This is a genomic window from Clostridium sp. AT4 (genome assembly GCF_001517625.2).
Lineage (GTDB): Bacteria > Bacillota > Clostridia > Lachnospirales > Lachnospiraceae > Enterocloster.
In genome coordinates this window covers 132,294-157,591 of record NZ_LN999825.1, presented here as the reverse complement: position 1 = coordinate 157,591, position 25,298 = coordinate 132,294, and the positions used below count along the sequence as shown (strand labels likewise).

Sequence of the window (25,298 nt, the reverse complement as noted above, 5' to 3'; positions counted from 1 at the left end):
TGTCTTATTTCTTTAAAATAATTACATTCCAGCTCTTGGAAGGAAGATGAGAGGACAGAATACCATTTTCCAGAGAGGAGATGCCGGTATCTGCTGGAATGACCTCATTGGGATTTTTTTTTGTATTAACTGCCTTTAGATCAGAATGGGTCATTACAATATGGCGGCTTACATGATAGCCCTCGTACTGTCTGAAATCAGCCGTCAGCTCTATATTCTCAGACAGATTTTTATTGACGGCGAAGATCGTAAGTGTTTCTTCTTCCTCATTTTCAATAGTTACGGCATCCAGATAGGGGACATCGCCGTACCGGCTCTCATAGCAGGGAGACTGGATCTGGGTCTGCAGTACGGTTCCCCGTCCCAGACAGCTGGCATGCATATAGGGATAGAAGATCGTCTGAGCCCATGCGCCTGTTGAATCGGTCATAATGGGGGCAATTACATTGACCAGCTGAGCAAGACAGGCGATTTTTACCCGGTCTGCATGGCGCAGTAAAGTGATAAGCATGCTTCCCACTAAAAGAGCGTCCTCGAAATTGTAAATATCTTCCAATTGAGGAGGACACTGAACCCACCGGGGAAGCTGTTTATCCTGCTCCTTGGAGTGATACCATACATTCCATTCGTCAAAGGAAAGGCAGATATGCTTTTTGGAACGTTTTCTGGCTTTGACAGAGTCGCAGATGGAAATAACGGATGAGATAAATGCATCCATATCAGCAGAGCAGGCTAAGAAGTCGGGTGTGTTATCCTGGGGATTCCCATAATAGGTGTGAAGGGAAAGGTAATCCACCTGATCGTAGCACTGTTCCAGTACCTGATCTTCCCAGTAGCCAAAGGTGGACATGTTCCGGTTGGAGCTTCCGCAGGCTACCAGCTCAATATTAGGATCTACCATTTTCATCAAACGGCCTGTCTCGGCAGCCAGCCGTCCGTATTCACCGGCTGTTTTGTGGCCCATCTGCCAGGGGCCGTCCATCTCGTTTCCAAGGCACCAGAGGCGGATGTTATGGGGGTCTTGATAGCCGTGGGAACGCCGTAAGTCACTGTAAAGAGTACCGCCGGAAATATTGCAGTATTCCAGCAGATTTTTAGCGTCCTCAGCGCCCCGTGTGCCAAGATTGACGGCCATCATAGGAGTCGTGTTGGCAGCTTTTGTCCAGTCCATAAATTCATTTAAGCCGAATTCATTGGATTCAACTGCTGTCCAGGCCGGTTCCAGACGTTTGGGACGCAGGGAACGGGGGCCAACCCCGTCCTCCCAGTGGTAGGCGGAAACAAAGTTTCCTCCTGGATAACGCACCACCGGCACATCAATCTGACGGATCAGCTCCAAAACATCTTTGCGGAATCCCCTTTCATCCGAAAGGGGATTCCCAGGATCATAGATACCGCCGTAAACGGCGCGTCCCAGATGCTCGATAAAGGAACCGAAGATGCGTTTGTTAACAGAGCCAATAGTAAAATGTCTGTCAATGCACAAAGAAGCCTTCATAATTATTTTCCTCCCAGGTAATCCTTCACAGGAAGTCCCAGCGTGATCAGTTCAAAGGGGCTGTAGTACAGAGTCTGTGTTTCACCTTCTACATCCTCCAGCATATTCATTACAGCCATTGTCTGAGGCAGATTTAAGCAGCCCCGGCGGCCGTTCTGCTCACTTAAGCGGAATACAATATATTCTCCATTTTCAGACAGCTTCACAGCCTGAAGATACAGCTCTCCAAAATCCCAGTCCGGAGCGGCTGCTTCTGCTTTTACCAGAGGATGGTTGTATTCCAGGGCAGCATCATTGATGCCTGCTGTTACAGCGCTTCCCTCATGAGGCAGGATCACATAGCAGAAATCATGATGGCCGATATCGGATTGGATATCCGGGCGGATATTGGCCCGGAGCAGGCTTAAGCTCATACCGTTTTCTTCGATGCCTACACCGTATTTATTTTCGTTGATCAGGGCAATACCGCCGCTTTCCTCTGCAAAATCGCACCATTTATGGTGGCAGACCTCAAAACGGGCCTTCTGCCAGCTGGTATTGGTGTGGGTTTCACGCTTGATATAACCGGCGCTGGTATCGCAGATCAGCTCTCTGGACAGCACGTTGCAGGAAAACTCGGCTTTTACCAGCTTGTGCTTCTCATCCCAGTCCACAATATGCTCTACTTCGATAGCAGGAGAAGAACGGAAGAGACGGATCACAACCATCCAGCGGCTCTTATTTCCGGGAGTTCTCAGCACACAGGCAAATTCTGCGGTTTCTCCGTCAAAAGCCTGGAGGCTTAAAGGAGATTCTGCTGTAAAATCATATTCAACATCCTTGTAGTTGGGAAGGATATCCCAGGCATCATACATACCGGGCGTATCCTGATATAGGTGGAGCTTATTAAAGCCGCCATTTGCCCACTCACGGTTCATCTTTTTGTCAAACAGGCTGCTGATGGAGCCGTCCGCTTCAAACTGAACGTCATAGAAGGGCGTTTTTACCGTTAAGCCTGTGCCGCAGGACGAAGACTCAAACCAGTTCTCTTTTCCGGCGCATGGGGATACGGATACGGAAGAAAGGGGTTCTGCATGAGTGTAGGTAAAGTATCCCCGGATTCCCCGGCGTACAAACGCACCATTTTCAGAAGGAATGAAGCTGGCTTCCCGGCGCTTTTTGTTTAATGGGTTAAATAATACGGAATCGGAATCGTTTATAATCGCATCCAGACGTTTTTCCAGGTCTTCATAATCCCGCACTGCATCACAGAAAACGGGGTTAATGTGGCTTCCGGGAAGAATATCGTGGAACTGGTTTAAAAGGAGCTTTTTATAGCAGTCTCTCAGCTCTGCGGCGGGATATTCTTTTCTCTGCTTCATACGGAGGACAGAAAGAAGCTCTGCAGCTCTTAATTTGGCCTCCAGACGGCGGTTAAAGTCTTTTAACACAGCCTTGGTGGTAAAGGTGCCCCGGTGCATTTCCAGGTAGAGTTCACCGTCCCAGGTTTCTAACAGGTCATTGTCCTTCAGATTCCGGTGGAGGAATTCATCCGCTCTCATATGCTCTGTTTTTGGCATAATACTCAGCTTGTCGAAGCGGTGCATTAATTCAACCATTTCTTCCGTTACGCCGCTGCCGCCGTCTCCATATCCGAACATGGATAAGGTCTGCCCGCCGGTTTCCTTGTCCTGGTATGCGTCCCAGTTTTCCTGGATCTGGCTGGGCATATTCCAGGTGATGAAATGGGTAGGGGGAACGCAGGCGCAGATGCGGGTGCCGTCGATGCCCTTCCAGAGGAAATTGTTGTGTGGGAAGCGGTTGGTATCGTTCCAGGTAGACATTTTATTGGATACGAAATAATCCACGCCGGATTTCTTTAAAATCTGCGGCAGGATCCAGCTGTTTCCGAATACGTCCGGCAGCCAGGCATTGTCAACGGTGATGCCGAAGGCTTCTCTGTAATAAAGCTGTCCGTAGAGGCACTGGCGGATCAGGCTTTCTGCGGTGGGGATGTTGCAGTCCGGCTCTACATACATGGCGCCTACGGGTTCAAACTGTCCGGAGCGTACCTTTTCCTTCAGCTCTTCAAAGAGCTCAGGATAATACTGAGACAGAAGCTCATAGGTATAGGGCTGAGTATGGGCGTATTTAAAATCAGGATACTGGTCCATGAGACGCATCTGGATCAGGATGGTACGGGCATTTTTATGTACCACATGGATCCGGCGCCAGTAGTATGCAATATCCAGATGGGAATGGCCTACCAGAGCTACGTTTCCGCTGGAACGGAAATCGGTGTTTTCATAGATATGTGTCTCAATGTAGGAAAGAGCAGCTTCCACGCCTTCCCAGGTATCAAAATCAACCAGATTTAAGGCATTATTTAATTCTCTGTTTAAGAATACCCGATAATCCTCATCAAAATGATTGGATTTTGCAATATCCAGCAGGATGGTCAGATCGTAAAACAGGGATAAGAGCGGCTCATTGAGCTCTGCCAGATAAGCGCCTTCAAAGATCTGGCGGCAGCCCCGGCAGGAGAGGGCATCGGGATTTCGCTCGTCATCCGGCTTGGAACGGTTGTATCCCTCGATTTCAATAGTAAGCTCAGCGCTGTCCTTATTTAACCAGGGGTTTACCAGAATACGGTCACGGTTGGGGTCAATTCCTCCAGCATAATGTCCATTGATCTTTACGATCATTTCAGCTGCCGTATGCAGGGTAAACCAGATATCCTTTCCCTTCAGGGCTTCGGGAATCTGTGCATGGCCCCGGATAAAGGCGGTGCCGTCAGGGCTGAAATACATATCCCCGGTTTTTAAGGGGCGGTAATCGGATGTATAGGTATATTCATTTTCAGCGGTCTGGAACGCATCGCGGATTTCCAGATCGGTAAATTCATACTTTTCTTTGATTAAGCTGCGTTTGATCCAGGAATAGCGCAGGTCTGTCCATTCCTCAGGACGCATACTTCTTCTGATAACTTCAACAAAAGCCATGGCTCCTCCGTTCTGTGAAAGGGATCAGTGATCCCAGAAAAATGGTTTTTTGCAGATGGGTTTTATAGTAACGTCTTCCCCCAGATCTCTGAGGATTTCCTGGCGGATCCAGTCCAGACAGCGGTTTAAAATGATGCATTTTGAACATTCTCCGCGGAAAATCAGGGTAAGACAGCGATCCTCATAGGATACAAATTCCACCCAGCCTCCGTCTCCCCTGATACGGGGACCAATGGTATTGCAGATATATTCTTCCATAACAGCCTCCTGATGTATTCTTAAGGCTATTATATAAATCCCTTGAATATAGAGACAGGACAAAATCTATGAATCGGGTGGCCTTTTCTAATGGATTTTGTCCTGTTGTGCTGTTTTATGACCCAAGGGGGATACGGATGGAAATTACATTGCAGTAGTAGGGGATGGAGCTGAAAGAAATGTGTACCTTTTCTGCTCCATAGTAGGCAGTAAGCCGTTGATATACGTTTAAGATCCCTACATGACCGCCTTTGGCGGTGGAGCTCTTTTTTAAAAGTTCATCCAGCTCAGAGGGTTCAAAGCCGCTTCCATTGTCATTGATATTGATCACAAGTTCATCTTCTTCAGCCGTGATGATCACCTCGATCGCAGGCGTGGAAATGGGGATTCCCGGTGAGTCTACGCCGAAGCCGTGCTTGATGGAATTTTCCACAAGGGGCTGCAGGATGGTTTTGACGATCAGATGGTGGCTCAGTCCCGGAGCCAGATGATACATGAAACGGATGGACTGGCCGAAACGCTGGTTCATCAGACGTACATAGGCATTGGCATGGCGGATCTCACTGGAAAGCGGAATAAGATCAGCTCCGTTTGACAGGCCGATTCTTAAATATTCCGCCAGATACTGGATCATATTGGCGGCTGTGTCGGACTCACCCCGTTTTACCTCCGACTGGATGCAGTCCAGTGTATTATACAGGAAGTGGGGATTGATCTGCTCGGTTAAAAGCCGTATTTCTGCCATATATTTTTCAGATTCCTCCTGTTTAATGCGTTCCATCTGCTTTTGAATGGTATCGTGCATCTGGTTAATGGCAGTGCACAGATGGCCCATTTCATCGCCGGTCCCAAGCTCCTGTTTGTGTTCATAACGGTTCTCACGGATCCGCTCCACAATGGCCATGAGCTGTGTGACCGGACGGGTAATATAGCGGGTCATCATCCGGGATATGACAAGGAGAATACCCACAACAAGAAGCAGGACTATGGCAAGGAAATCAATGGTAGGTCCGAATATGTCATAAAAAGGCTCTTTGGGAACACATTCCAAAAGGATAAGGCCTGATTTCGCCATATGGGACGCTGCCAGATAGAAATCAGAGGTCTGGGCCGCTGTGTGCGTTTCATCTGTTTCTGTCAAAGTGCGGATCAAAGCATCTGTCTCAGGAAGCATTAAAGGATTTGTTTTTTTATCATAGGATGAGGGGCTTAAGGGTACGTTATCCTCTGTAAAAAGGTAATACGTACCTTCTGCAAGTCCGGTGCTTGCCAGAGTAAGGCTCTGGAGAAGCTTGGTACAGTCCAGATAGACGACCACATATACGTCGGAGGGCTCATCTGTTATATTTACAACTGCGTATTCGGCCTCATTGACCCGGATAGGAACGACCAGAGGAAGAACAGGCACCCTGCTTCGCAGCGGACTTTGGCGGATTGGAAGGCAGGTTACTCCGTGAAGCCCGTAAAGCTCTTCTTCCGTAAAAAATTCTGCGGTATCCGGAAGAGGATTTTTATAAAGGGAATAGGCAGTTTTTCCATCTCCGGAGAGAACCAGGGCAGACTGTACCAGATAGTTGCAGCCTGCCAGATCGGACAGTTCATTTTGAACCAGACGTTCCTGAACGATATAGGACACAGAGGGAGAGGCCAGCATACGGATATCGGAAGAAAATTCAGCCGTTCCGCAGATGGCAGTCAGCCGATCCATAATATTCTTATAGTTATAATTTAAGGTTTCAGAGGCATTCTGGGCCGCCTGCTTCGTCCTCTCAAACTGCCGGTCTGAAAGGATGAAGCTGTAATAAAAAATGGAAATAGCAGTAATCAGCGTAGTCAGAACCAGGGTCAGGATCCCGATTACGATATTTATTTTCCCCATAAGGGAGGCATCTCTAAAGTGCCGGGGTAATTGTTTTTTCACAGCAAGGCCTCCTGCCTGTTTTAAGATCGGTATTTTGCCTGAAAGTCCGAGGGTGTAATGCCATGGACATTTTTAAATGCCCGGGAAAAGGAGCGGTAATCCCCATATCCTACATCATAAGCCACATCGCTGATCGAAGCAGAGGGATTCATAAGAACGAGGCGGGCATATTCCATTTTTTCTGTCAGCAGATAATCCCTTAAATTTACATTTGTCTTATTTTTAAAATAAATGGCAAAATAAGAGGGGCTCAGATGAACCTCACGGGCAATATCCTCGATTTTGATATGGTTTGTGATGTTCGAGTGGATATATTCCTTGGCAGTGCAGATGATGGGATCATCGGCTTTGGATGCATTTTCCTGCACCTGAGCGTATTTGGAAGATGCGTAGCCGTACACAGCGTCGATAAACTCCGACAGCTGGCAGAAGGAGTCGCACAGCCACTGGCGGATCTGGGACAGCTGTTTGAAACGGTAAAGGTCTCTGGCAGTAGCAATTTCTGATATTTCTCCGTGGGAAAAATTGGAAAACTCCTGCTGAACCTGATGGAACAGGGCGTAGCACAGGCTGTAAACATAGTTTGGCGGCGGCATAGGTACATAGAGAAGGCTGTCAATAAATTCATCGCAATAGGCTTTGATCTTATCTCTGTCCTTTTTTACAATATACTGAAAAAGAGGAAGGTAGTCTATATCAGACAGCCGGGTTTTGGGCGGTACGCTGCAGATCGTCTCATAAGTGAAAATGTGGGAGGAGGAATCATACAGCTGATAGGTAAGAGCAGTCAGCGCCCGGTTGTAGGAATAGGAACATTCCATCAGTCCGGATACCGTATCTCCGACGCCGATCAGGGGCAGCGAAAGTCCGGCATTTTTTAAGGATTCCAGACAGCGCAGGGCAACATGAAAGGGGATCAGGCTGGAGATATTGAAGATTCCGATGAGCTGTTTGGCATCATGCTTCCAGAAAATGCATTTTTCACCGGCAAATTCCTGATTCAGCTGCTTTAAAACAGGATCAGGGGAGAATGAGGCTGTGCCGGAAGAAAGGGTTTCTTCAAATATAAAAGCGCAGACATAGCAGGAACTGTCGCTTAAAGGCAGCTGCGTATCGCACAGCATCCGGGAAATAATACCGGATTCCAGGATTTTCCCATCAATGAGATTATTGAAAAAATTAAAATTAAACTGCTCCTGATACAGACGCCGGGTGCTGTGACGGCTCTGGCTGGTCCTTTCCATAAAAATACGGCAGATTTCGTCCGTAAGCTCGGTACTGTTTAGAGGCTTTAAAAGATAGGCCTTGGCTCCGTACCGCATGGCCTCCTTTGCATAAGAAAAGTCATCATAGCCGCTTAATATGATAAAATCGGTAGAGATTCCCGCATTGCGGCAGCGCTCAATGACCTGGATCCCTGTAAGGTCTGGCATCCGGATGTCGATAATGGCCAGATCTGGCTTATATTTAATGATAGCATCTAACGCCTCATGGCCGTTGGACGCCAGGGCTGCAATACGGATTCCCAGACTTTCCCAGTCGATTGCGGTTTTTACTCCTTCCAGAACGGAATATTCATCGTCTGCCAGAACAGCAGTAAATTCAACGGTATTTTGTTCCATGAGGGTCCTCCTGTGGGCGAAAATAAATAGATGATGGTACAGACAGATAATCAGAAATATGGTGTGATTTCGATTATATACGCCAGTATAATGACTGTCAAGCATGGGATTTGTTACATGAGACAGCATAAAAATTGTTACATGGAAGATAAAATATGTCCTTCTGATTGTGAAAAATAAATGATAAAGTTATGCCATCGACAGGTAAGAAGGAAACAGAAAATAAAAAATTTTAAGGAGGAAGTTATGAGAAAGAAACGTTTCATCAGCATTGCTCTGGCAGCAGTGATGGCAGCTTCTGTTGTAGGCTGCGGTTCCGGTTCCGACACGGCAGCGAATGTAGAAAATACCCAGGCAGAGGGCGGAGAAGCCAAGGCTCCTGAGGGTGCGACTACAGTAGAGGTATGGACAGAGGATCGTCATGATCTGGAGTATGTAGAAAAGATGATTGATCAGTACAACCAGAACAATGAGGACAATATTTTTATCAATCTGACTGTTATTACAGAGGATTATAAGAATATGCTGGCTCTGGCATATAACGGCGGAACCGCTCCTGATGTTGTAGGCGCAAACAGCCTTCCATTAAATACATTTGCAGATACAGGAATTCTGATGCCTTTAAACGAGTACATTGATTCCGATGAAACCTTCCAGAAGGTAAATGAACCCTATGAGCATTCCTATGAAGGCGAGAATACAAGAAACGGAAATATCTACTTTGTATACAGCGGTATGCGTTCCGGCGTTCGTGTAGAATATAATAAGAATATTCTGGAAGAGTGCGGTTATACAGAAATTCCTTCCAAATTAGAAGATTACATTGATATGGCTAAGGATATTACAGCAAAGGGTGCAGGCAACTATTATGGTATCGGATTTACATCCGCATCTACCTTTGAGCGTCTTCTGGAAATGTCCGCTCAGGTTTCCGGTATTTACTACTATGACTATGTAAACGGAAAATATGACTTCAGCGGCTACAAGGATATTGTTGAACTTGGAAAGAGATTTATTTCTGAAGACATCGCATATCCGGATCAGCAGGGCGTTGACAATATGAGAGCTCTGTTTGCAGAAGGCCAGTTTGCCCTGTGGAGCAACGCTTCTCAGGAAGCCAGCGTATTTACCAATCAGATTCCGATTACCGAGTTTGAGTGGGGCGTAGCAGAGGTTCCGTCCCTGACAGGTGAGATTGAGGGCGCACTGCAGACAACTCCTTCCAAGGCATACGGTATCGTATCTACCTCTGAGCATAAGGATGAGGCATGGAAGGTAATTCAGTACTTCCAGTCTGAAGAGTTCTTAAAAGGATATCTGGAGAGCGGCTACTGCCTGCCGATCAGCACCTATATGGATGCTGCAATCGACAAGACCAAGATCGGACGTATGGCAGATTTCTCACTGCTTGATTATGAGTCCGTATATCCGAAGCCTCCGGTAATTAACCTGACAGGAGATGACTACAGAGTTGTGCTTTGGAATGCAGTAATGGATTATGTAGACGTAGATGAGGCCATCGAAGATCTGAATACCCGTTACAATGAGGCTCTGGAGGCAGACGTGGCTTCCGGCGCTACCAAGAGACTGGTGATTTCCGATTATGATCCTCTTCATCCAAGCGACGGAACGATCACATATCTGGATAAATAAGCAATAATTGACAGAGGGGATCCGGCTGCTGGAATGTACCGGTTCCCCTTCGGTTTTTACAGCCTGTATGCAGGAGGTTTTAGATGAACACGAAGAAGAAAAAATTTAAGATTACAAGGGACGGTATTGCGGCGGCGCTGATGCTGACTCCCTCCACCATCCTTTTAGCTGTGTGCTCCATCTATCCATTTATCTGGATTTTCCGGTATGTATGTTTTGACTATAATGGATTTACAGCTACCTATACCGGAAGCCGGAACTTTATGAGAATGTTGTCGGATAAGGCATTCTGGGGAAGCGTGGGACACACTATGGAATACGCAGTCTATAAGCTGGCCTTTATTATCCCCCTGGCGCTGCTTTTAGCTGTACTTTTAAATGCAAAGATGAGAGGAAGCAATTTCTTCAGAGGCATTTATTTTATGCCTACGGTTATCAGTACGTCTATTTCCGGTATGATCTTTGCATTTATTTTTGCAACTCAGAACGGTATTGCTAATGAAATGCTTTTAAGTGCACACCTGATTGATTCTCCCATTAAATGGCTGACCAGCAAGGAATGGGTTATGGTGGCTGTAACGGTACTGGCAGTCTGGGGCGGTCTTGGAAACTATATGCTGTATTTTACTACGGGAATGAACAGCGTGGCAGAGGACGTATATGAATCGGCCAAGATCGACGGGGCAGGCGCAGTCCAGACCTTCTTTTATATCACACTGCCTATGCTGGCTCCGGTTCTTAAGGTTGTTCTGATGCTGGCTATTACCAGCGCATTTAAGGATTACGAGGCGATCATGGTTCTCTCCAAGGGAGGTCCGGGAAACCGCTCTATGGTAATGTTCTTATACATTTACAACCTGATCTTTGGAACTACCAATACAACCACTCAGGCACAGATCGGTTACGGCGCTCTCTTAAGTGTTGTGGCAGCTCTGATCGTAGGTATTATCACAGCAATCTATCTGTTTGTATCCAGAAAACTGGATGATGTAGTATAAGGAGGAAAACCATGGAAAAAGGTCATGCGGTGTATTCCACCAAATCGAAAATTTTACGAGGGATTGTCTGGGTGCTTATGCTGATCCTGGCGCTCTTTATGGTATTCCCGATCCTTTATATCATACTGGGTTCCTTTAAGGAAAACTCAGAGCTTTTAGTAGGCGGAACAAATATCCTTCCAAGCCACTGGGTATTTTCCAATTACTCAGATGCATGGAAGCAGGCTAATTTTGCTACCTACACTATGAACAGTATTTTCCTGGCTCTGGGTGTTATGACGATTACGCTTCTTACATCTACTATGTCCGGATATGTATTTTCCAGAAGGAATTTCCGGGGAAAAGAACTCCTGTACAGCCTGTTTGTAGCGTTTATGTTTATCAATGTGGGTTCTGTTTCATTAAGACCTCTGTTTGAACTTGCGGTAAAGCTGCATATGAATAAGAATCTTTTCTCGGTTATCCTTATTTCGGTAGGAACCGGACAGGCAACTTATATTTTCCTTTGCAGAGGCTTTGTAAACTCCCTTCCAAAGGAGCTGGATGAGGCAGCCAAGATTGACGGATGTACCTTCTTTCAGACCTACCGTCTGGTAATCGTGCCTCTGTTAAAGCCGGTTATGGCTACTATCGCGCTTTTGTCCTTTAGACAGGGCTGGAACGAGTACATTCTTCCGCTGGTATTTACTATGACAAATGATAAATTAAGACCTCTGACGGTAGGTGTAAATATGCTGAAAAATGCAGGGGACGGCGCTGCAGCCTGGAACATTATGTTTGCAGGTGCGACCATCGCTATTATTCCTATGCTTATTACATATTGTATTTTCAGCAGATACTTTATGGGCGGTATGACTACCGGCGCAGTAAAGGGATAAAAATGAGCCGCTTATCTTCGGATAGGCGGCTTATTTTAATAAATGAGCCTGCGGGCGTATGATGAAGGAGAAAACGGATGAAAGAATGGATGCTGGGCCATGACGGATTTATCATGGAATATATGATCGCGGGGCCGAAGGTTACGCCTTTTAAGTCGGATGAGAGGGCGGAAAACCAGCTGGAGCTGGAAGCGCGTCTCAGAGCGCAGATCGTAACGCCTAAAAAGGAGGAATACCAGGTCGATCCCCGATTGGGACAAGAGGCAGAGAACGGGTGCAGATGGTCTGTATGGGCTCCGGGAAATAACTGCTTTATTGACGTATCCCATTTCTACAGCACGCTTCAGAGCGTCAGCCTGTTAGCTGCTGTGAACCTGAATGCAGATACAGCCTGTGAGGTGCAGGCCAGGATCTGGACCTATATGGCAGTGGGGATCTACTGCAACGGGAAACTGGCAGGAGAGGTAAAACGGCCGGTTTATAAGCCGATCCAGTATCAGGATGTGATATTTCAGCTGAATCAGGGAAAGAATCTGATCCTGTGTGAATGTGAGAATCTGGGTGTGCGGGATACCAGAAATATAGTGGGAATCCAGATCGTGAGCCATAGGGAGCACATAAAGACAGCACTGCCGGACGACCGGTTCCAGGAGCAGGTATTTGAGGATACGGAGTTTATGAGGCAGCTTTGTCTGGAACAGGGAAGTCTTGTGATGCCTGAAATTGCAGGGGCAGAGACATCTGTCTGCTTTCACAGGGACAGTCCGGACTATGAGGTTATGTGCCTTCCCCAAAAGGAGATTTCTCTTGAGGGAAAGAAGATCCTGCCTGTGCCGGAAGCAACAGCCCTTATATCCGTAATACGGAAGCGCCCAGAATATGAGCTGAGCCGTGAGCTGGAATTTACAGAACGCCGCCTCCCCTGTTATCCGTCATCGGGTATGGCAGAAGAAGAAAACTGGAAGCGGATCTTAAAGGAAATTGCATCTGTGGGAAGCCTGAACCGGGGAAAATTCGGTTTTGCGGTTTTTAATATCCTGGCAAGAAAGCAGCTGGGAATCCATGACCCTAAGGATAGGCAGCGCTTATTTGAAACGCTGGATCTGATCGAGGAACGGGTGGACTGCTCAGATTTTCTGGTCTGCGGCCTGATCCGGTATATGCATCTGTATGAGATGGATGAAAAGCTGCAGGAGAGAACAAAGCAGGTGCTTTTAAATTACCGGTATTGGATGGATATGGACGGGGCGGACGCCATGTGCTTCTGGAGCGAAAATCATTCCCTGATGTTTTACTCTGCTGCCATGGAAGCCGGAAAGCTTTACCCTGAGGAGTATTTCCCGCGGGCCGGCATGAAGGGAGAAACACTTCAGAAATGGGGACGCAGCCGTCTTTTGCAGTGGCTGGATGATACAGAAGAATACGGTTTTGAGGAATTTTTAAGCACCGTCTATATGTGCGTGACCTTTGCGGCTCTGTTAAATGTGATTGATTTTGCCGAAAAGGAGATTTCAGACCGGGCAAGGGCACTGGAGGACCGCCTGGTGGAGGAACTTTGTACTCAGACCTTTAAAGGAAGCATCATTGCGCCTATGGGACGGGTTTACAGAGAGGTAATTTATCCCTTCTGCCAGGGAGCACAGTCTCTGATCAACCGGATCGACCCGGAGGCGCCCTGGGCTTACGGAGAGGGATGGCTGGGCTTTCTTTCAGGAAGCACCTACCGTTTCCCACAGGGGATGAAGGAACGGATGAAGCAGGATATATCCTGCCGCTGTACCTCTGGAAATGCTGCCATCGTTCTTGAAAAAACGCAGGATTACTGCTTAACCTCCGTAGAATCTCCCAGAGCAGACCGTGACGCCAGATGGGAAAATATCCGCTCCGGGCAGGGAGAAAAAGTCCATACCCATGCATTTACCAAATCATTAAATGAATGCTTCCATGGAACCTCTGCTTTCGGGCCGGGAATTTACGGTTATCAGCAGCATATGTGGTATGGAGCACTGTCACCGGAGGCAGTGATATTTGCAAACCATCCGGGAGCCACCTCGGAACAATCCGATATGCGGCCGGGATACTGGTATGGAAATGGTGTGATGCCGGCTGTAAAGCAGGTTCCGGGAAAAGTGGGTGCGGTTTACCGGATTCCTGAAAGCCATCCCATTCATTTTACCCATATTTACTGCCCCAGGGACCGGTTTGACCGTGTGCTGAAAGCCGGAAACTGGCTCCTCTTAAAAAAGGATACAGGCTATATGGGATTGTGGTGCAGTACAGAGCTGACGCCCTTTGACGATACGATCTTTCACTGTGAACTCAGGGCTTATGGTGATGATATGGCATATCTGTGCGTCTGCGGCAGTACGGAGAAATGGAACACACTGGAAGAATTTGGAAACTGGGTGCAGGGACTGAAACCGTCTTACTGTCGGGAAACGGGAACCTTAAAAACAGAGGACGGATTTGAACTTCGTTATCAGGCGGTGCAGGACGATACGCAGTATCTTTTATAAAAATAAAAAAGGAAAGGAAGACACGATGAAGACAGAGAAGAATCTTACCAGGATCAAGGCGCCAGTTATCTTTAAGGCGGCAGAAAACGTAAGCTGGAGCAGCCCAAGGCTCTATATAAAGGATGGAGTAAAGACCATTGTGATGAACCGTCATGTAAGCGATGGAGATCACACAGAAACCGTACAGGTGGCAAGCAGCAGCCGGGATTTAACATACTGGACAGTTCCGTCCGTTTTTGAGGGCGGACAGCCGGAGGGAGAAGCAGGAAAGGAAGCAGAGCCCTCCCGGAGCTGGACACAGTTTCCGTGGGCAGCAGCCGGGATCCATGCCGTAAGCGCAGTCTGGGATACAGAACTTGAAATGTATCTGGCTGTCTATGAGGGACAGGAAATGACAGGGAAACGGTCCGGGAGCATCGGCCTTGCAGTCAGCAAAGATCTGATCCACTGGCAGAGCTTTTTTAGGGATCAGCCCACCTATCCCGGTCATGGCGTGATCTATGAGGGAGATTACTATCCATCCATTCCTTTTGGAGAGTATATTCATTCCATGGAGCTTCCGACAGGAGAAAATGTGTTTGATGTGCGTGATTACGGAGCGGTTCCCGATGGAGAAACTATTTCTACAGAAGCGGTTCAGGCAGCAGTGGATGCTGCGGCAGCCTGCGGGGGAACGGTACTGGTTGCAGGCGGCTATTATTGTGTGGGAACTGTTTATGTGGCTTCCGGCGTTACCCTGTGGATCCAGAAGGACAGCGCCCTGTGTGCTTCCAGAGATTTAAAGCAGTATAAAGACGCCCTGATTGCCTGCGTAAATGCAGAAAATGTGAAAATCACAGGAGGCGGAAAAATCATTGGAAGGGGAGAATATTTTGTCTATCTGCCAAAGAATCCGCCTTTGACGGTTCCTATGGAGACAACTAAGCTTCCGCCCTTTTTATATGATCCCATGGGATATCCGGTAGATTCCATCCGCTATACATACCGCAGCCGGATCCGTTATGCGGAGGACCGCTATGCGGAAGGACTTCCTTCGATTCCAAGACCCATGTACACTCTGTGGGTGCGGGGCTGTACCAATGCGGTGATCGAAAATATCATAATCGAGGATGCTCTGGACTGGACCCTCAGCATTGACTGCAGCCATCAGGTTATGGTACATGATCTGGTAATCAATGGAAACCGCCATGTGGCAAATACAGACGGAATCGACATCATGGGAAGCAGCCAGGTCGAAATCAACCACTGCTTTGTATCCTGTGCCGACGACGGGATCTGTGTGAAATCCCCTATGAAGCAGGGGCATGACGGGATTACCATTGAGGATGCAGATGCAGAAATGAAGGGAACCGAGCAGGTTCATATTAAAAACTGTACCGTCGTTTCCGTAATGAATGCATTTAAGATCGGAACAGAGACATACTTTGATATTAAGGATATTACCGTTGAAAACTGCCGCTTTATGCTGCCGGACATTTATCCGGGAACGGTTTCCGGAATTTCCATTGAATCTGCAGACGGAAGCCGGATCCAGAATGTCCAGATCCGCAATATAGAGATGGACCGGGTCTGCTGTCCTGTTTTTATCTGCCTGAACATGAGAAACAAGTATGGATTTTTAAATGAAACGGACCGGCAGGAAAAAGCCTTCGGAGGAGCCATTGAACATGTTGTAATTGAGCATGTACGGGCTTATAATACAGAGGTTCCGAGTATTATCACAGGCTTTCAGACGGATGAGAACGGAGTTCATACGGAACGCCGTGTATCAGATATCAGGATCCGTGATTTTAAGGCTGTTTACCATGATAATAAGGAGGTTCTGGATATTCGGACTCCTGTTTATGAGAATGTCCGCGATTACCCGGAAAATAACGCATTTGGAGATGTACCTGCATATGGATTTTATATCCGCCATGCAGACAGAGTCACTCTGGAGGACTGGGAGGTTATCCCCAGAACCATGAATACCAGGGAAGCGCTTGTACGGGAATATACAGATTGAGAGGGAAAAAGATATGGACACCGTTTATGAGAAGATTAAAAATGAGTATGAGGTATGGAAAAAGAAGGTCACAGAGGATGCAGACCTGACAGCAGAGCTTACGGACATGGAGGGAAAGGAAGAACGGATTACGGATGCATTTTATCAGAATCTGGCCTTTGGAACAGGAGGACTGCGCGGCGTGATCGGCGCAGGAACCAACCGCATGAATATTTATACCGTAGGAAAGGCTTCTCAGGGACTGGCAGATTATATCAACCGCCATTTCCCAAAAGAAGAGCGGAAAATTGCAATCAGCTATGACAGCCGGATTAAGAGCAGCCTGTTTGCAAAGCGGGCTGCGGAGGTTTTTGCGGCCAATGGGATCAGGGTATTTATCTATACGGAGCTGATGCCCACTCCGATGTTGTCCTGGGCAGTACGCAGCTTAAGCTGCGCCACAGGCGTAATGGTAACTGCAAGCCACAATCCTTCCAAATACAACGGATATAAGGTATATGGCCCGGACGGCTGCCAGATCACAACAGATGCTGCAGCAGAAATCCTTGGATGCATCGAAAAAACAGATGCCTTTGAGGATGTAAAAAGGGAAGATTTTGAAACTGCCCTTGAAAACGGCAGGATTTCCTATATCGGAGAAGACACGGTCACTTCCTTTATCGAGGCGGTGAAGGGCCAGTCCATGCTGACAAGATCAGAAGAAAACGTGGATAAAAATATTTCTATCGTATACTCTCCTTTAAATGGAACCGGATTAAAGCCGGTGTTAAGAACACTTAAAGAAAGCGGCTTTACCAATATTACGGTTGTAAAGGAACAGGAGCAGCCGGACGGCCATTTTCCGACCTGTCCCTATCCTAATCCGGAGATTCGGGAGGCAATGGCTCTTGGAATGGAGTATGCAAAGAAGTGCAGTGCAGACCTTCTTTTGGCGACAGATCCGGACTGTGACCGTGTGGGGATCGCGGTTCCCAACCGTGAGGGCGAATATGTGCTTTTATCCGGAAATGAGACAGGGCTTCTTCTGTTAAACTATATCTGCAGCATGAGGCAGGCAGCAGGGACTATGCCGGAGCACCCGGTTTTTGTAAAAACCATTGTTACAATGGATATGGCAGCCAGGATCGCAGCTGATTATGGAGTAAAGACAGTGGATGTGCTGACCGGATTTAAATTTATCGGGGATCAGATCGCACGCCTGGAAGCAGAGGGAAGAGAGAATGATTATATCCTGGGCTTTGAGGAAAGCTACGGATATTTAAGTGGAAGCTATGTCCGTGATAAAGATGCGGTAGACGGCGCGTTTTTAATCTGTGAGATGGCTGCATATTACCGTTCTAAGGGAATGGGGCTTTTAGAAGTGCTTGAGGGGCTGTATGAAAAATATGGTTTCTGCCTTAACACCCTTCATTCCTATGAATTTGAGGGAATGGAAGGCTTTGAAAAGATGAAGGGAATCATGAACCGCCTTCACACCATGGCTTCCCGTATAGCGGAGGGAGAGGCAGTCTGCATCGGCGGACGAAAGACAGAAGCCGTAGAGGATTATCTGTCCGGTACGATCAGCAGGGCGGACAAAACGACAGAGCCGATCGCAGGCCTTCCTTCCTCGGATGTGCTGAAATTCCGTCTGGCCGGAAATGCGTCTGTGGTTGTAAGGCCTTCAGGAACAGAGCCCAAGTTAAAGCTGTATATTTCCGTGAGTGCAGAAGACAAAGGGAAGGCTCAGGCAGAGGAAGAGAAAATCACAGCTCAGATGGAAGAGTGTTTTTTATAAGAAAAAGAACAGGACTGATTGAAAATTCCTTCTTGACTTTAGCAAGTTAACTTGCTATACTGTCCCTAAAATGTACATCGAAAGATGGAGCATCCCATATACGTCCGCTTAAAACCGGGCGCATACCCCAACAAAAACCAAAGGAGGATCAGTACCATGTCATATGTTGATGAGATTTATGAGAGAGTGGTAGCACAGAATCCCGGTGAGCCGGAATTCCACCAGGCAGTAAAGGAAGTTTTGGATTCCTTAAAGCTGGTGATCGACGCAAATGAGGAAAAGTACCGCAAAGCGGGCATCCTGGAGCGTTTTACAGAGCCGGAGCGCATTATTTCGTTCCGCGTGCCGTGGGTGGACGATCAGGGAAATGTGCAGGTCAATAAAGGTTACAGAGTGCAGTTTAACAGCGCCATTGGACCTTACAAGGGCGGACTTCGTTTCCATCCTTCCGTAAACCAGAGTATTCTTAAATTCCTGGGCTTTGAGCAGACCTTAAAGAATTCTCTGACCGGTCTTCCTATGGGCGGCGGAAAGGGCGGCTCCAACTTTGATCCAAAGGGCAAATCCGACCGTGAGATCATGGCCTTCTGCCAGAGCTTTATGACAGAACTGTACCGTCATATTGGCAAGGATACGGACGTTCCCGCAGGCGATATTGGCGTAGGCGGAAGAGAGGTCGGATATATGTTCGGCCAGTACAAGAGACTGACCGGCTTATATGAGGGCGTTCTCACCGGAAAGGGACTGACCTTCGGCGGTTCTCTGGCAAGAACCCAGGCGACCGGCTATGGCCTTGTATACATGCTGGATGAGATGTTAAAGCACAACGGCAAGGAGATTGCAGGAAAGACGGTAATCGTATCTGGTTCCGGAAATGTTGCCATCTATGCAGTTGAGAAGGCACAGCAGTTTGGCGCAAAGGTAGTTGCCATGAGCGATTCCAACGGCTATGTATACGATCCGGAAGGCATTAAGCTGGATGTTGTAAAGGAGATCAAGGAAGTGCGCAGAGGCCGCATTAAGGAGTATGCAGAGGCAGTTTCTTCTGCTGTATATACAGAAGGAAAGGGCATCTGGACAGTTCCCTGCGATATTGCTCTTCCATGTGCAACGCAGAACGAGCTGAATCTGGAGGATGCAAAAGCTCTTCTGGCAAATGGCTGCTTTGCAGTGGCAGAGGGTGCAAATATGCCTTCCACCAGAGAAGCAACTGATCTCTTTGTTGAGAAGAAGATTCTCTTTATGCCCGGTAAGGCAGCAAATGCAGGCGGCGTTGCAACCTCCGGTCTGGAGCAGAGCCAGAACTCTTTAAGATTGTCCTGGACCTTTGAGGAAGTAGATGAGAGACTTCATAAGATCATGGCCGATATTTTTGCAAAGGCTGCGGATGCGGCAGAGCGCTACGGCGTTCCCGGAAACTATGTGGCAGGCGCCAATATTGCAGGCTTTGAGAAGGTTGTTGAGGCTATGCTGGGTCAGGGAATTGTATAAAACAGAATGAAAAAATGAACTCCCGCGCATAAACGGAAACGGTATATGCGCGGGAGTTTTTATATGGAAATAAAAGTAAAAAAACAATTGAAATGACAAACATTTCCTGATATACTAAGGTGCATTTGGTTACAAAAACGAAACAAAAAAGAAGAGGAGAAGCAGAAATGAAACGACAACTGGCATGTGTGCTGGCTGCCTGTATTGGCCTGCAGCTTCCCCTTGGCGCCTTTAACGCCTATGGAGCGCAGCTGCCGGAATCAGCAGGGCAAATGGAAGCCCTGGAGGAAAGCAAAATCCCCGGTCTGGAATCAGACAGCAGGGACGAGGAAACGCAGACTGAGGAAACAGAGAAAGAAACGATTCCCACTGCAAGTTCATCTGAAAGCCATCGGCAGGAAGATGAAGAGGATGGAGGAACAGAGACAGAATCAGTTCCCACTGCAAGTCCCAGTGAGCCGGTAAAGCCGGGAAAAGAGCACAGAGGCGCTGTTATGGTGGAAATACGGACCCTGCTGCCTGTAATGTCTGCTGTGGATTTTAATGTTGAATTAAATGAAGTCGTATCCAAAAAGGCAAGAGCGAACGAAGACGGGGATATTTACCAGGATTCTCTTACCATCAGCCTGATGCCTGAAGAGGAATCGGGAGAGGGACAGCAGGAAAAGGAGATATTCGAAAACGTTCCGAACGGAACTTATGAGCTTGAGGTAACAGCCGAAGGCTATCTTCCATACGAACAGACCATAGAGGTCAGGGATGATACCTCCAAGATCATGATTTTAAATGATTACGGTGATTATGAATATTCCTCCTCCGCTCATCCGGGCCTGATCCGTATGGGTGATGTGGACGGAAGCGGCGTGATTGATAAAGAGGATATGAATGCTCTGGTAGATGCTGTTTATGAGGGCAATCTCACAGGTATGGATGAGGAAGGCATGGATTTAAACCGTGACGGAGAAATCGACCTGGTGGATCTTCAGTATTTTGCCAGCCTGTATAAAGGAAAGGAAGGCAGTGATAATAAATATCCGGTTTCTACGATTGAACGTTCGATCACGGTTCAGGAAGGCGATGTAACGCTTGCCTCCCCAAGTGAAGCGACAAAAAGCAATGCTACAAAAGTAGAGGGAACGGTACAGGATCTGTTTAATAATGATACAGAGAGTTCCATAACACTGGAGCATGCGGACAGCGAGATAGATGAACCGATTTCAGAGGCTTATCCGGTTGAACTGGAGCTGGATCTTTCCAGACAGCCGGTGATCGGAGGAATTGTAATCCAGTCTCCGCCTGATTCTGAGGGCGCGATCAGCACTGGTGAGGTAGAAGCAGAGCTGGCTGACGGCGAGAAGATTACAGTAACCATTGACAGGTATGCGAGAACTAAAAAGCGCCGTTCCTTCCGAAGCGGTGCGACTGCCATGATCGATGCAGACGGTGCGATCCTGATTGATCTGAAGAATCAGAAGCCTGTGAAAAAGATCCGTATTAAGGTAACGGGAACCGTATCGGAAGGAAATCTGGCAGAAATCAGCCAGGTAGAATTTTTAGGCGATATGAAGGACCGCATCCCGCCGCCAGCCCAGAATATCCCTCAGAATGTAAGCGCACAGATTGGAAGCAAGATCTTTACCCTTACATGGGATAAAGAGGTAAATATTACAGGCTATGAGGTTTCCATTACAAATAATGGAAAAACGGAAATTATCGAAACGACGGCAAATACCCTGGTTGTTGATGAATTTAATGGAAAAGAACTGTTAAATTATGAAACGTTTCTGGTAAAGGTGCGTTCTGTAAACGGAAGCTGGAAGAGCAGCTACAGCGCTCAGATTGCCGTAACACCGGAACCGGACGGTCCGCCGCCTGCACCGGAAAACATTTCCATTGAGGGAGGCTATAAGAGCCTTCATATCTCATGGAAAAAGATGAAGGATACAAAGAGCTACAGCCTGTATTACCGCAAGGCGGGCACAGAAGACGCGTTTACAATGCTTGGCGAGTTTACAGGAACGAGCACAACCATCAGCGGTCTGGAAGATAAGACGGAGTATGAGATCTACATGGTTGGCCATAACCCTATAGGAGACAGTCCGGCTTCTGAGAAATATTCCGGAAGCACCATCACAGTAGATGCGGCAAAAATGCCGGCGTACCGCCTGATCAACAAAGCTGCAGAGACAGGGGAAGCGCTGACGGAGCATATAAAAGAGGTATCCATTGTAGCCGGTTCCATAACAGGAGCGCCGGGAGATGTGGTGGACGGCGATCCGCTTTCTTATTGGGAATTAGATGACTGGGATGCTGGCGGTGTATATCAGAATTACCGCGGCCCTATTATCACGTTGGATCAGTCCTATGAAATGGACACCATTGCATTTACTGCAGGCCCGAATCAGAAAGCCGGTTTCAGAGAATTCTGCATCAGAGCCTGGGATGGGGAAGGCAGTGAGCCAACCATCATAAAGGGACGCCTTTCTGCAAGAGCCAGTCTGGACGGAAATGGAAAGACATACTATGAGTTTATGGCAGATGAGCCGTTTACTGCAGATAAGGTTCAGATCAATGTATCCGTACCAAGCAATCAGCGCGGTATCAGTATTGCAGAGGTGCGTTTCTATGAATATGATGTGCTTTTAAATGAGGTACTTTCTCTGTATACAGATGATTTGCATATGACGCTTCGCGGGGATGTTACCATGGATACCATTGCAGAGCTGAGAGCACGGGCAGATGAGGTGGATCCTGAAAGCGGAGAAATGACGCCTAAGAGAGAGCTTATTTTAAAAGAGCTTGATAATGCAGAGCTGATCTTAAAGAATGAAGCGGTTCAGAATGTGATTAAAGTGGATACCACCGTATCCAAGGCATATGATAAACACATTACCTTCAGCGGCGGCCTTAACGGATGGCAGCCATTAGGAACGGCAGCGTTAGCCGGTGAGCAGATTGTGGTTTATGTAGGAGCAGCCGGAAAGCGTCCCGGAGATAACACAAATCTGGCGCTTTATGCGACCCAGTATCACGGAGAAGCAAGCCATTTCCAGAAAAAGGTAATGGATTTAAAGGTGGGGATCAATGAAATTGAGATTCCGGCCGTATCCAGCCTGGGAGTGGAAAAGGGCGGTGCGCTCTATGTAGAGTATACGGGAAATAATCCCAATGACGAATACGGAGTGCGTGTGATCGGCGGTTCTCAGTACCCTGTTTTAGATGTAACCAGGGCAAAGACAGAGGAGGAGCGCCGGGAGCTGATCGATGCATATGTGGAAGAGATGATAGAGTATGTTCCGAAGATTGAAGCTCTGCACAATGCGGATCAGGACAATGAAAAATCCCACTATGCGCTTTCAAAGAATGAATACCAGGAGAAAAACTGTATCCTGGGAGCAACGGATATTGTTCTGGATCAGGTGATGTATTCCGTACCGATCAAACAGGTTTATAAGTCTATTACAGGAAATAATGAATCAGCAGAGGAAGCGGCAGAGAAGCTGTCCCAGTCCCTTACAGCTATGGATGAGATGGTTCACTTATTCTACCAGCACAAGGGACTCAGCGAAAATCCTGTGATTGGCGGGACGACCTACGGAAAAGACAAGCTGCCGACCACCCGCTTAAACATCCGTTACCAGAGAATGTTTGCAGGCGCATTTATGTACGCAGGCGGCCTTCATATCGGTATCGAATGGGATTCCTCTACGCTGGTAGGCGGTTCTGTACCTGTGAAGCATGATAACGGTAAATATGTAAGCGGTAGCTACTTTGGCTGGGGAATTGCCCATGAGATCGGCCATATCATCAACGAAGGCGCTTACGCTGTGGCTGAGGTCACAAATAACTACTATTCAATTCTGGCTCAGGCCAAGGATACCAATGATTCTGTGCGCTTTAAGTATGAGGACGCTTACAGAAAGGTAACCTCCGGAACAAAGGGCGGAAGCAGCGATCAGCTGGGAATGTACTGGCAGTTCCATTTGGCCTATGATGACGGATATAACTTTAAGACCTATGAGGATTATGAGGAGCAGAGAAAGAACCTGATCTTTGCCCGCATCGATTCTTATGCAAGGGATATAAGCCGTGCTCCCGCTCCCGGTGATGTGAAGCTGACTCTGGACGGAGCTGATAAGGATAATAAGCTTATGCGTCTGGCCTGTGCGGCCGCTGAAAAGAACGTGCTTGAATTCTTCACACGCTGGGGAATGACGCCGGATGCAAAAACAAAGAAATATGCAGAGCAGTTTGATGCAGAAGAGAGAGCGATTTACTATATCAATGATGAGGCCAGAGAATACCGTGCAGAGGGCGGAAGCAGTATCGCAGATTCTGTAGAGGTAACAGCCACAGCACAGCAGGATGCAGCTGATCCAAGCCGTGTGACACTTACCATGGAAGCCAGCGGCAAAGACGGAGCTGCCATGAGCGGAGAGCTTTTCGGCTATGAGATCACCCGGATTCAGCGCCGCTACGGAAAGGAAGAGCGCCAGGTTGTTGGATTTACACAGGAGAATACGTTTACGGACGTGATTTCCGGAATCAATAACCGGGTGGTTGGATATGAGGTAAGAGGAATTGACTGGTGCATGATGCCGACAGAGGCTTATGTCCTGGCTGATGAGATCCTGGTTTCCCATGATGGAAGCATGGATAAGACCGGCTGGAGCATTACCGTAAATACCTTGTCCAAAGCGGATGAAGAGGTAAACGGGGATGTAAACAGTGAGGAAAACCAGTTCAACCAGTCCTGCAGCGGAACCATCAGCAGCGCAAAAATTATGATTGACAATGATCTGAATACTGCATATGAGGGAACGGTAAATGCGGCAGAGGATGCGGAACAAAAGGCAGAGGACGCTCAGGCAGTCATTTCCCTTGGCAGAACAGAGGCCATTGCAGGCGTGAAATATACATATAAAGGAACCGGGGAGCCGATCAAGAGATACTCCATTTCCATCAGCGAGGACGGAACAGACTGGAAGGAGATTAAAAAAGGAACCTTCCAGCTGAAGGATGGCGTCACCACAGTACATTTTGACAAGGAAAATGACGGAAAGTACTATATCTATGATGCAGCCTATGTGAAGATCACAGCGCTTGATTCCAACCGTTTCGCAGCTACGGAGATCGATATTCTCAGCCCTGTCGGAGACAGTGTTTGGCTGGATCAGTTTGGAATTCTGGCAGAGGATGCGGTATTTGAGCATTCCGGAAGTGATAATAGCGGTGAAGACAGCACAGCAACGTCTTCCAGCGCAAAACGCAGCGGCAGAACTGCAACCGGCAGCAATGCGACCAGAATCCCCAAGGGTTCCATCGTATTTACAGGACGCTACAAGGGAAATCCTGCCTATAACATGGTGATCCTCTATGATGAAAAGGGTAATGTAGTCGGCGGAAAGGATAAGGACGGAGATACAGTTGCAGATCAGTTGATCCTGGCTCCCGATCCAAAGGACGGACAGTTAGGAGAGGTTTCCGAGGGAAGCTGGATTTACTATATTGAGCCTGAATATCTGAATGGCTTTGAATGGTCAGAGAAGGTACGGGCAGAGCTTTACCGTGTCCAGGATGCGGAAACCAATGAAGGTGACCGCCTTGTAAGTGATACAAAGCTGATTTCCGTTCCGAATCCGATTCCGACCATCAAGCTGGAGAACAGTCAAACACCAAACAACGGAGAATAAGATAGAA

General features: G+C 47.6%; 13 protein-coding genes. 8 read left to right on the top strand and 5 right to left on the bottom strand.

Going from position 1 to position 25,298, the window contains the following annotated elements:
• Positions 1-4: 4 nt before the first annotated feature.
• From BN3656_RS01725 to BN3656_RS01705, 5 genes are all read right to left on the bottom strand, one after another.
• On the bottom strand, positions 5-1,501 hold the full coding sequence (locus tag BN3656_RS01725) for an alpha-N-arabinofuranosidase (RefSeq protein ID WP_066543453.1): 1,497 nt from the start codon (positions 1,499-1,501) through the stop codon (positions 5-7).
• Entirely contained in the window at positions 1,501-4,479 is a 2,979-nt protein-coding gene (locus BN3656_RS01720) for a glycoside hydrolase family 38 C-terminal domain-containing protein (RefSeq protein WP_066543449.1), read from the bottom strand. Before BN3656_RS01720 ends, BN3656_RS01725 begins: the two co-directional genes overlap by 1 nt.
• 24 nt (positions 4,480-4,503) lie before the next feature.
• The gene (locus BN3656_RS01715; RefSeq protein WP_066543438.1) at positions 4,504-4,737 is read right to left on the bottom strand and encodes a NifU family protein; all 234 of its coding nucleotides are present in this window, start codon (positions 4,735-4,737) and stop codon (positions 4,504-4,506) included.
• Between the two features lie 115 nt (positions 4,738-4,852).
• Positions 4,853-6,658: a histidine kinase gene (locus tag BN3656_RS01710; protein ID WP_066543436.1), complete on the bottom strand. Its 1,806-nt coding sequence runs from the start codon at positions 6,656-6,658 to the stop codon at positions 4,853-4,855.
• A gap of 20 nt (positions 6,659-6,678) precedes the next feature.
• Positions 6,679-8,280 (bottom strand): response regulator, encoded by a 1,602-nt coding sequence (locus BN3656_RS01705; protein ID WP_066543434.1) that lies wholly within the window; start codon positions 8,278-8,280, stop codon positions 6,679-6,681.
• 246 nt (positions 8,281-8,526) lie between these two features.
• Here BN3656_RS01705 and BN3656_RS01700 point away from each other — a divergent pair, with 246 nt between their 5' ends.
• The 8 genes from BN3656_RS01700 (at position 8,527) to BN3656_RS01665 (ending at position 25,291) form a co-directional block, all read left to right on the top strand.
• The gene (locus tag BN3656_RS01700; RefSeq protein ID WP_066543433.1) at positions 8,527-9,933 is read left to right on the top strand and encodes an extracellular solute-binding protein; all 1,407 of its coding nucleotides are present in this window, start codon (positions 8,527-8,529) and stop codon (positions 9,931-9,933) included.
• 83 nt (positions 9,934-10,016) lie between these two features.
• Positions 10,017-10,931: a sugar ABC transporter permease gene (locus tag BN3656_RS01695; protein WP_066543432.1), complete on the top strand. Its 915-nt coding sequence runs from the start codon at positions 10,017-10,019 to the stop codon at positions 10,929-10,931.
• 11 nt (positions 10,932-10,942) lie between these two features.
• Entirely contained in the window at positions 10,943-11,809 is an 867-nt protein-coding gene (locus BN3656_RS01690; protein WP_066543431.1) for a carbohydrate ABC transporter permease, read from the top strand.
• 77 nt (positions 11,810-11,886) lie between these two features.
• A complete protein-coding gene (locus tag BN3656_RS01685; protein WP_066543429.1) occupies positions 11,887-14,325 on the top strand; it encodes a hypothetical protein in 2,439 nt (812 codons plus the stop codon).
• Between the two features lie 25 nt (positions 14,326-14,350).
• Positions 14,351-16,330, top strand: coding sequence for a glycosyl hydrolase family 28 protein (locus BN3656_RS01680; RefSeq protein ID WP_066543427.1), 1,980 nt, complete (start codon positions 14,351-14,353; stop codon positions 16,328-16,330).
• 13 nt (positions 16,331-16,343) lie between these two features.
• A complete protein-coding gene (locus BN3656_RS01675) occupies positions 16,344-18,107 on the top strand; it encodes a phospho-sugar mutase (RefSeq protein ID WP_066543554.1) in 1,764 nt (587 codons plus the stop codon).
• Positions 18,108-18,263: 156 nt separating this feature from the next.
• Positions 18,264-19,598, top strand: a complete 1,335-nt coding sequence (gene gdhA, locus BN3656_RS01670; protein WP_066543425.1) for an NADP-specific glutamate dehydrogenase — start codon at positions 18,264-18,266, stop codon at positions 19,596-19,598.
• Positions 19,599-19,765: 167 nt separating this feature from the next.
• Positions 19,766-25,291 (top strand): discoidin domain-containing protein, encoded by a 5,526-nt coding sequence (locus BN3656_RS01665; RefSeq protein ID WP_066543423.1) that lies wholly within the window; start codon positions 19,766-19,768, stop codon positions 25,289-25,291.
• The last annotated feature ends 7 nt before the right edge of the window (positions 25,292-25,298 follow it).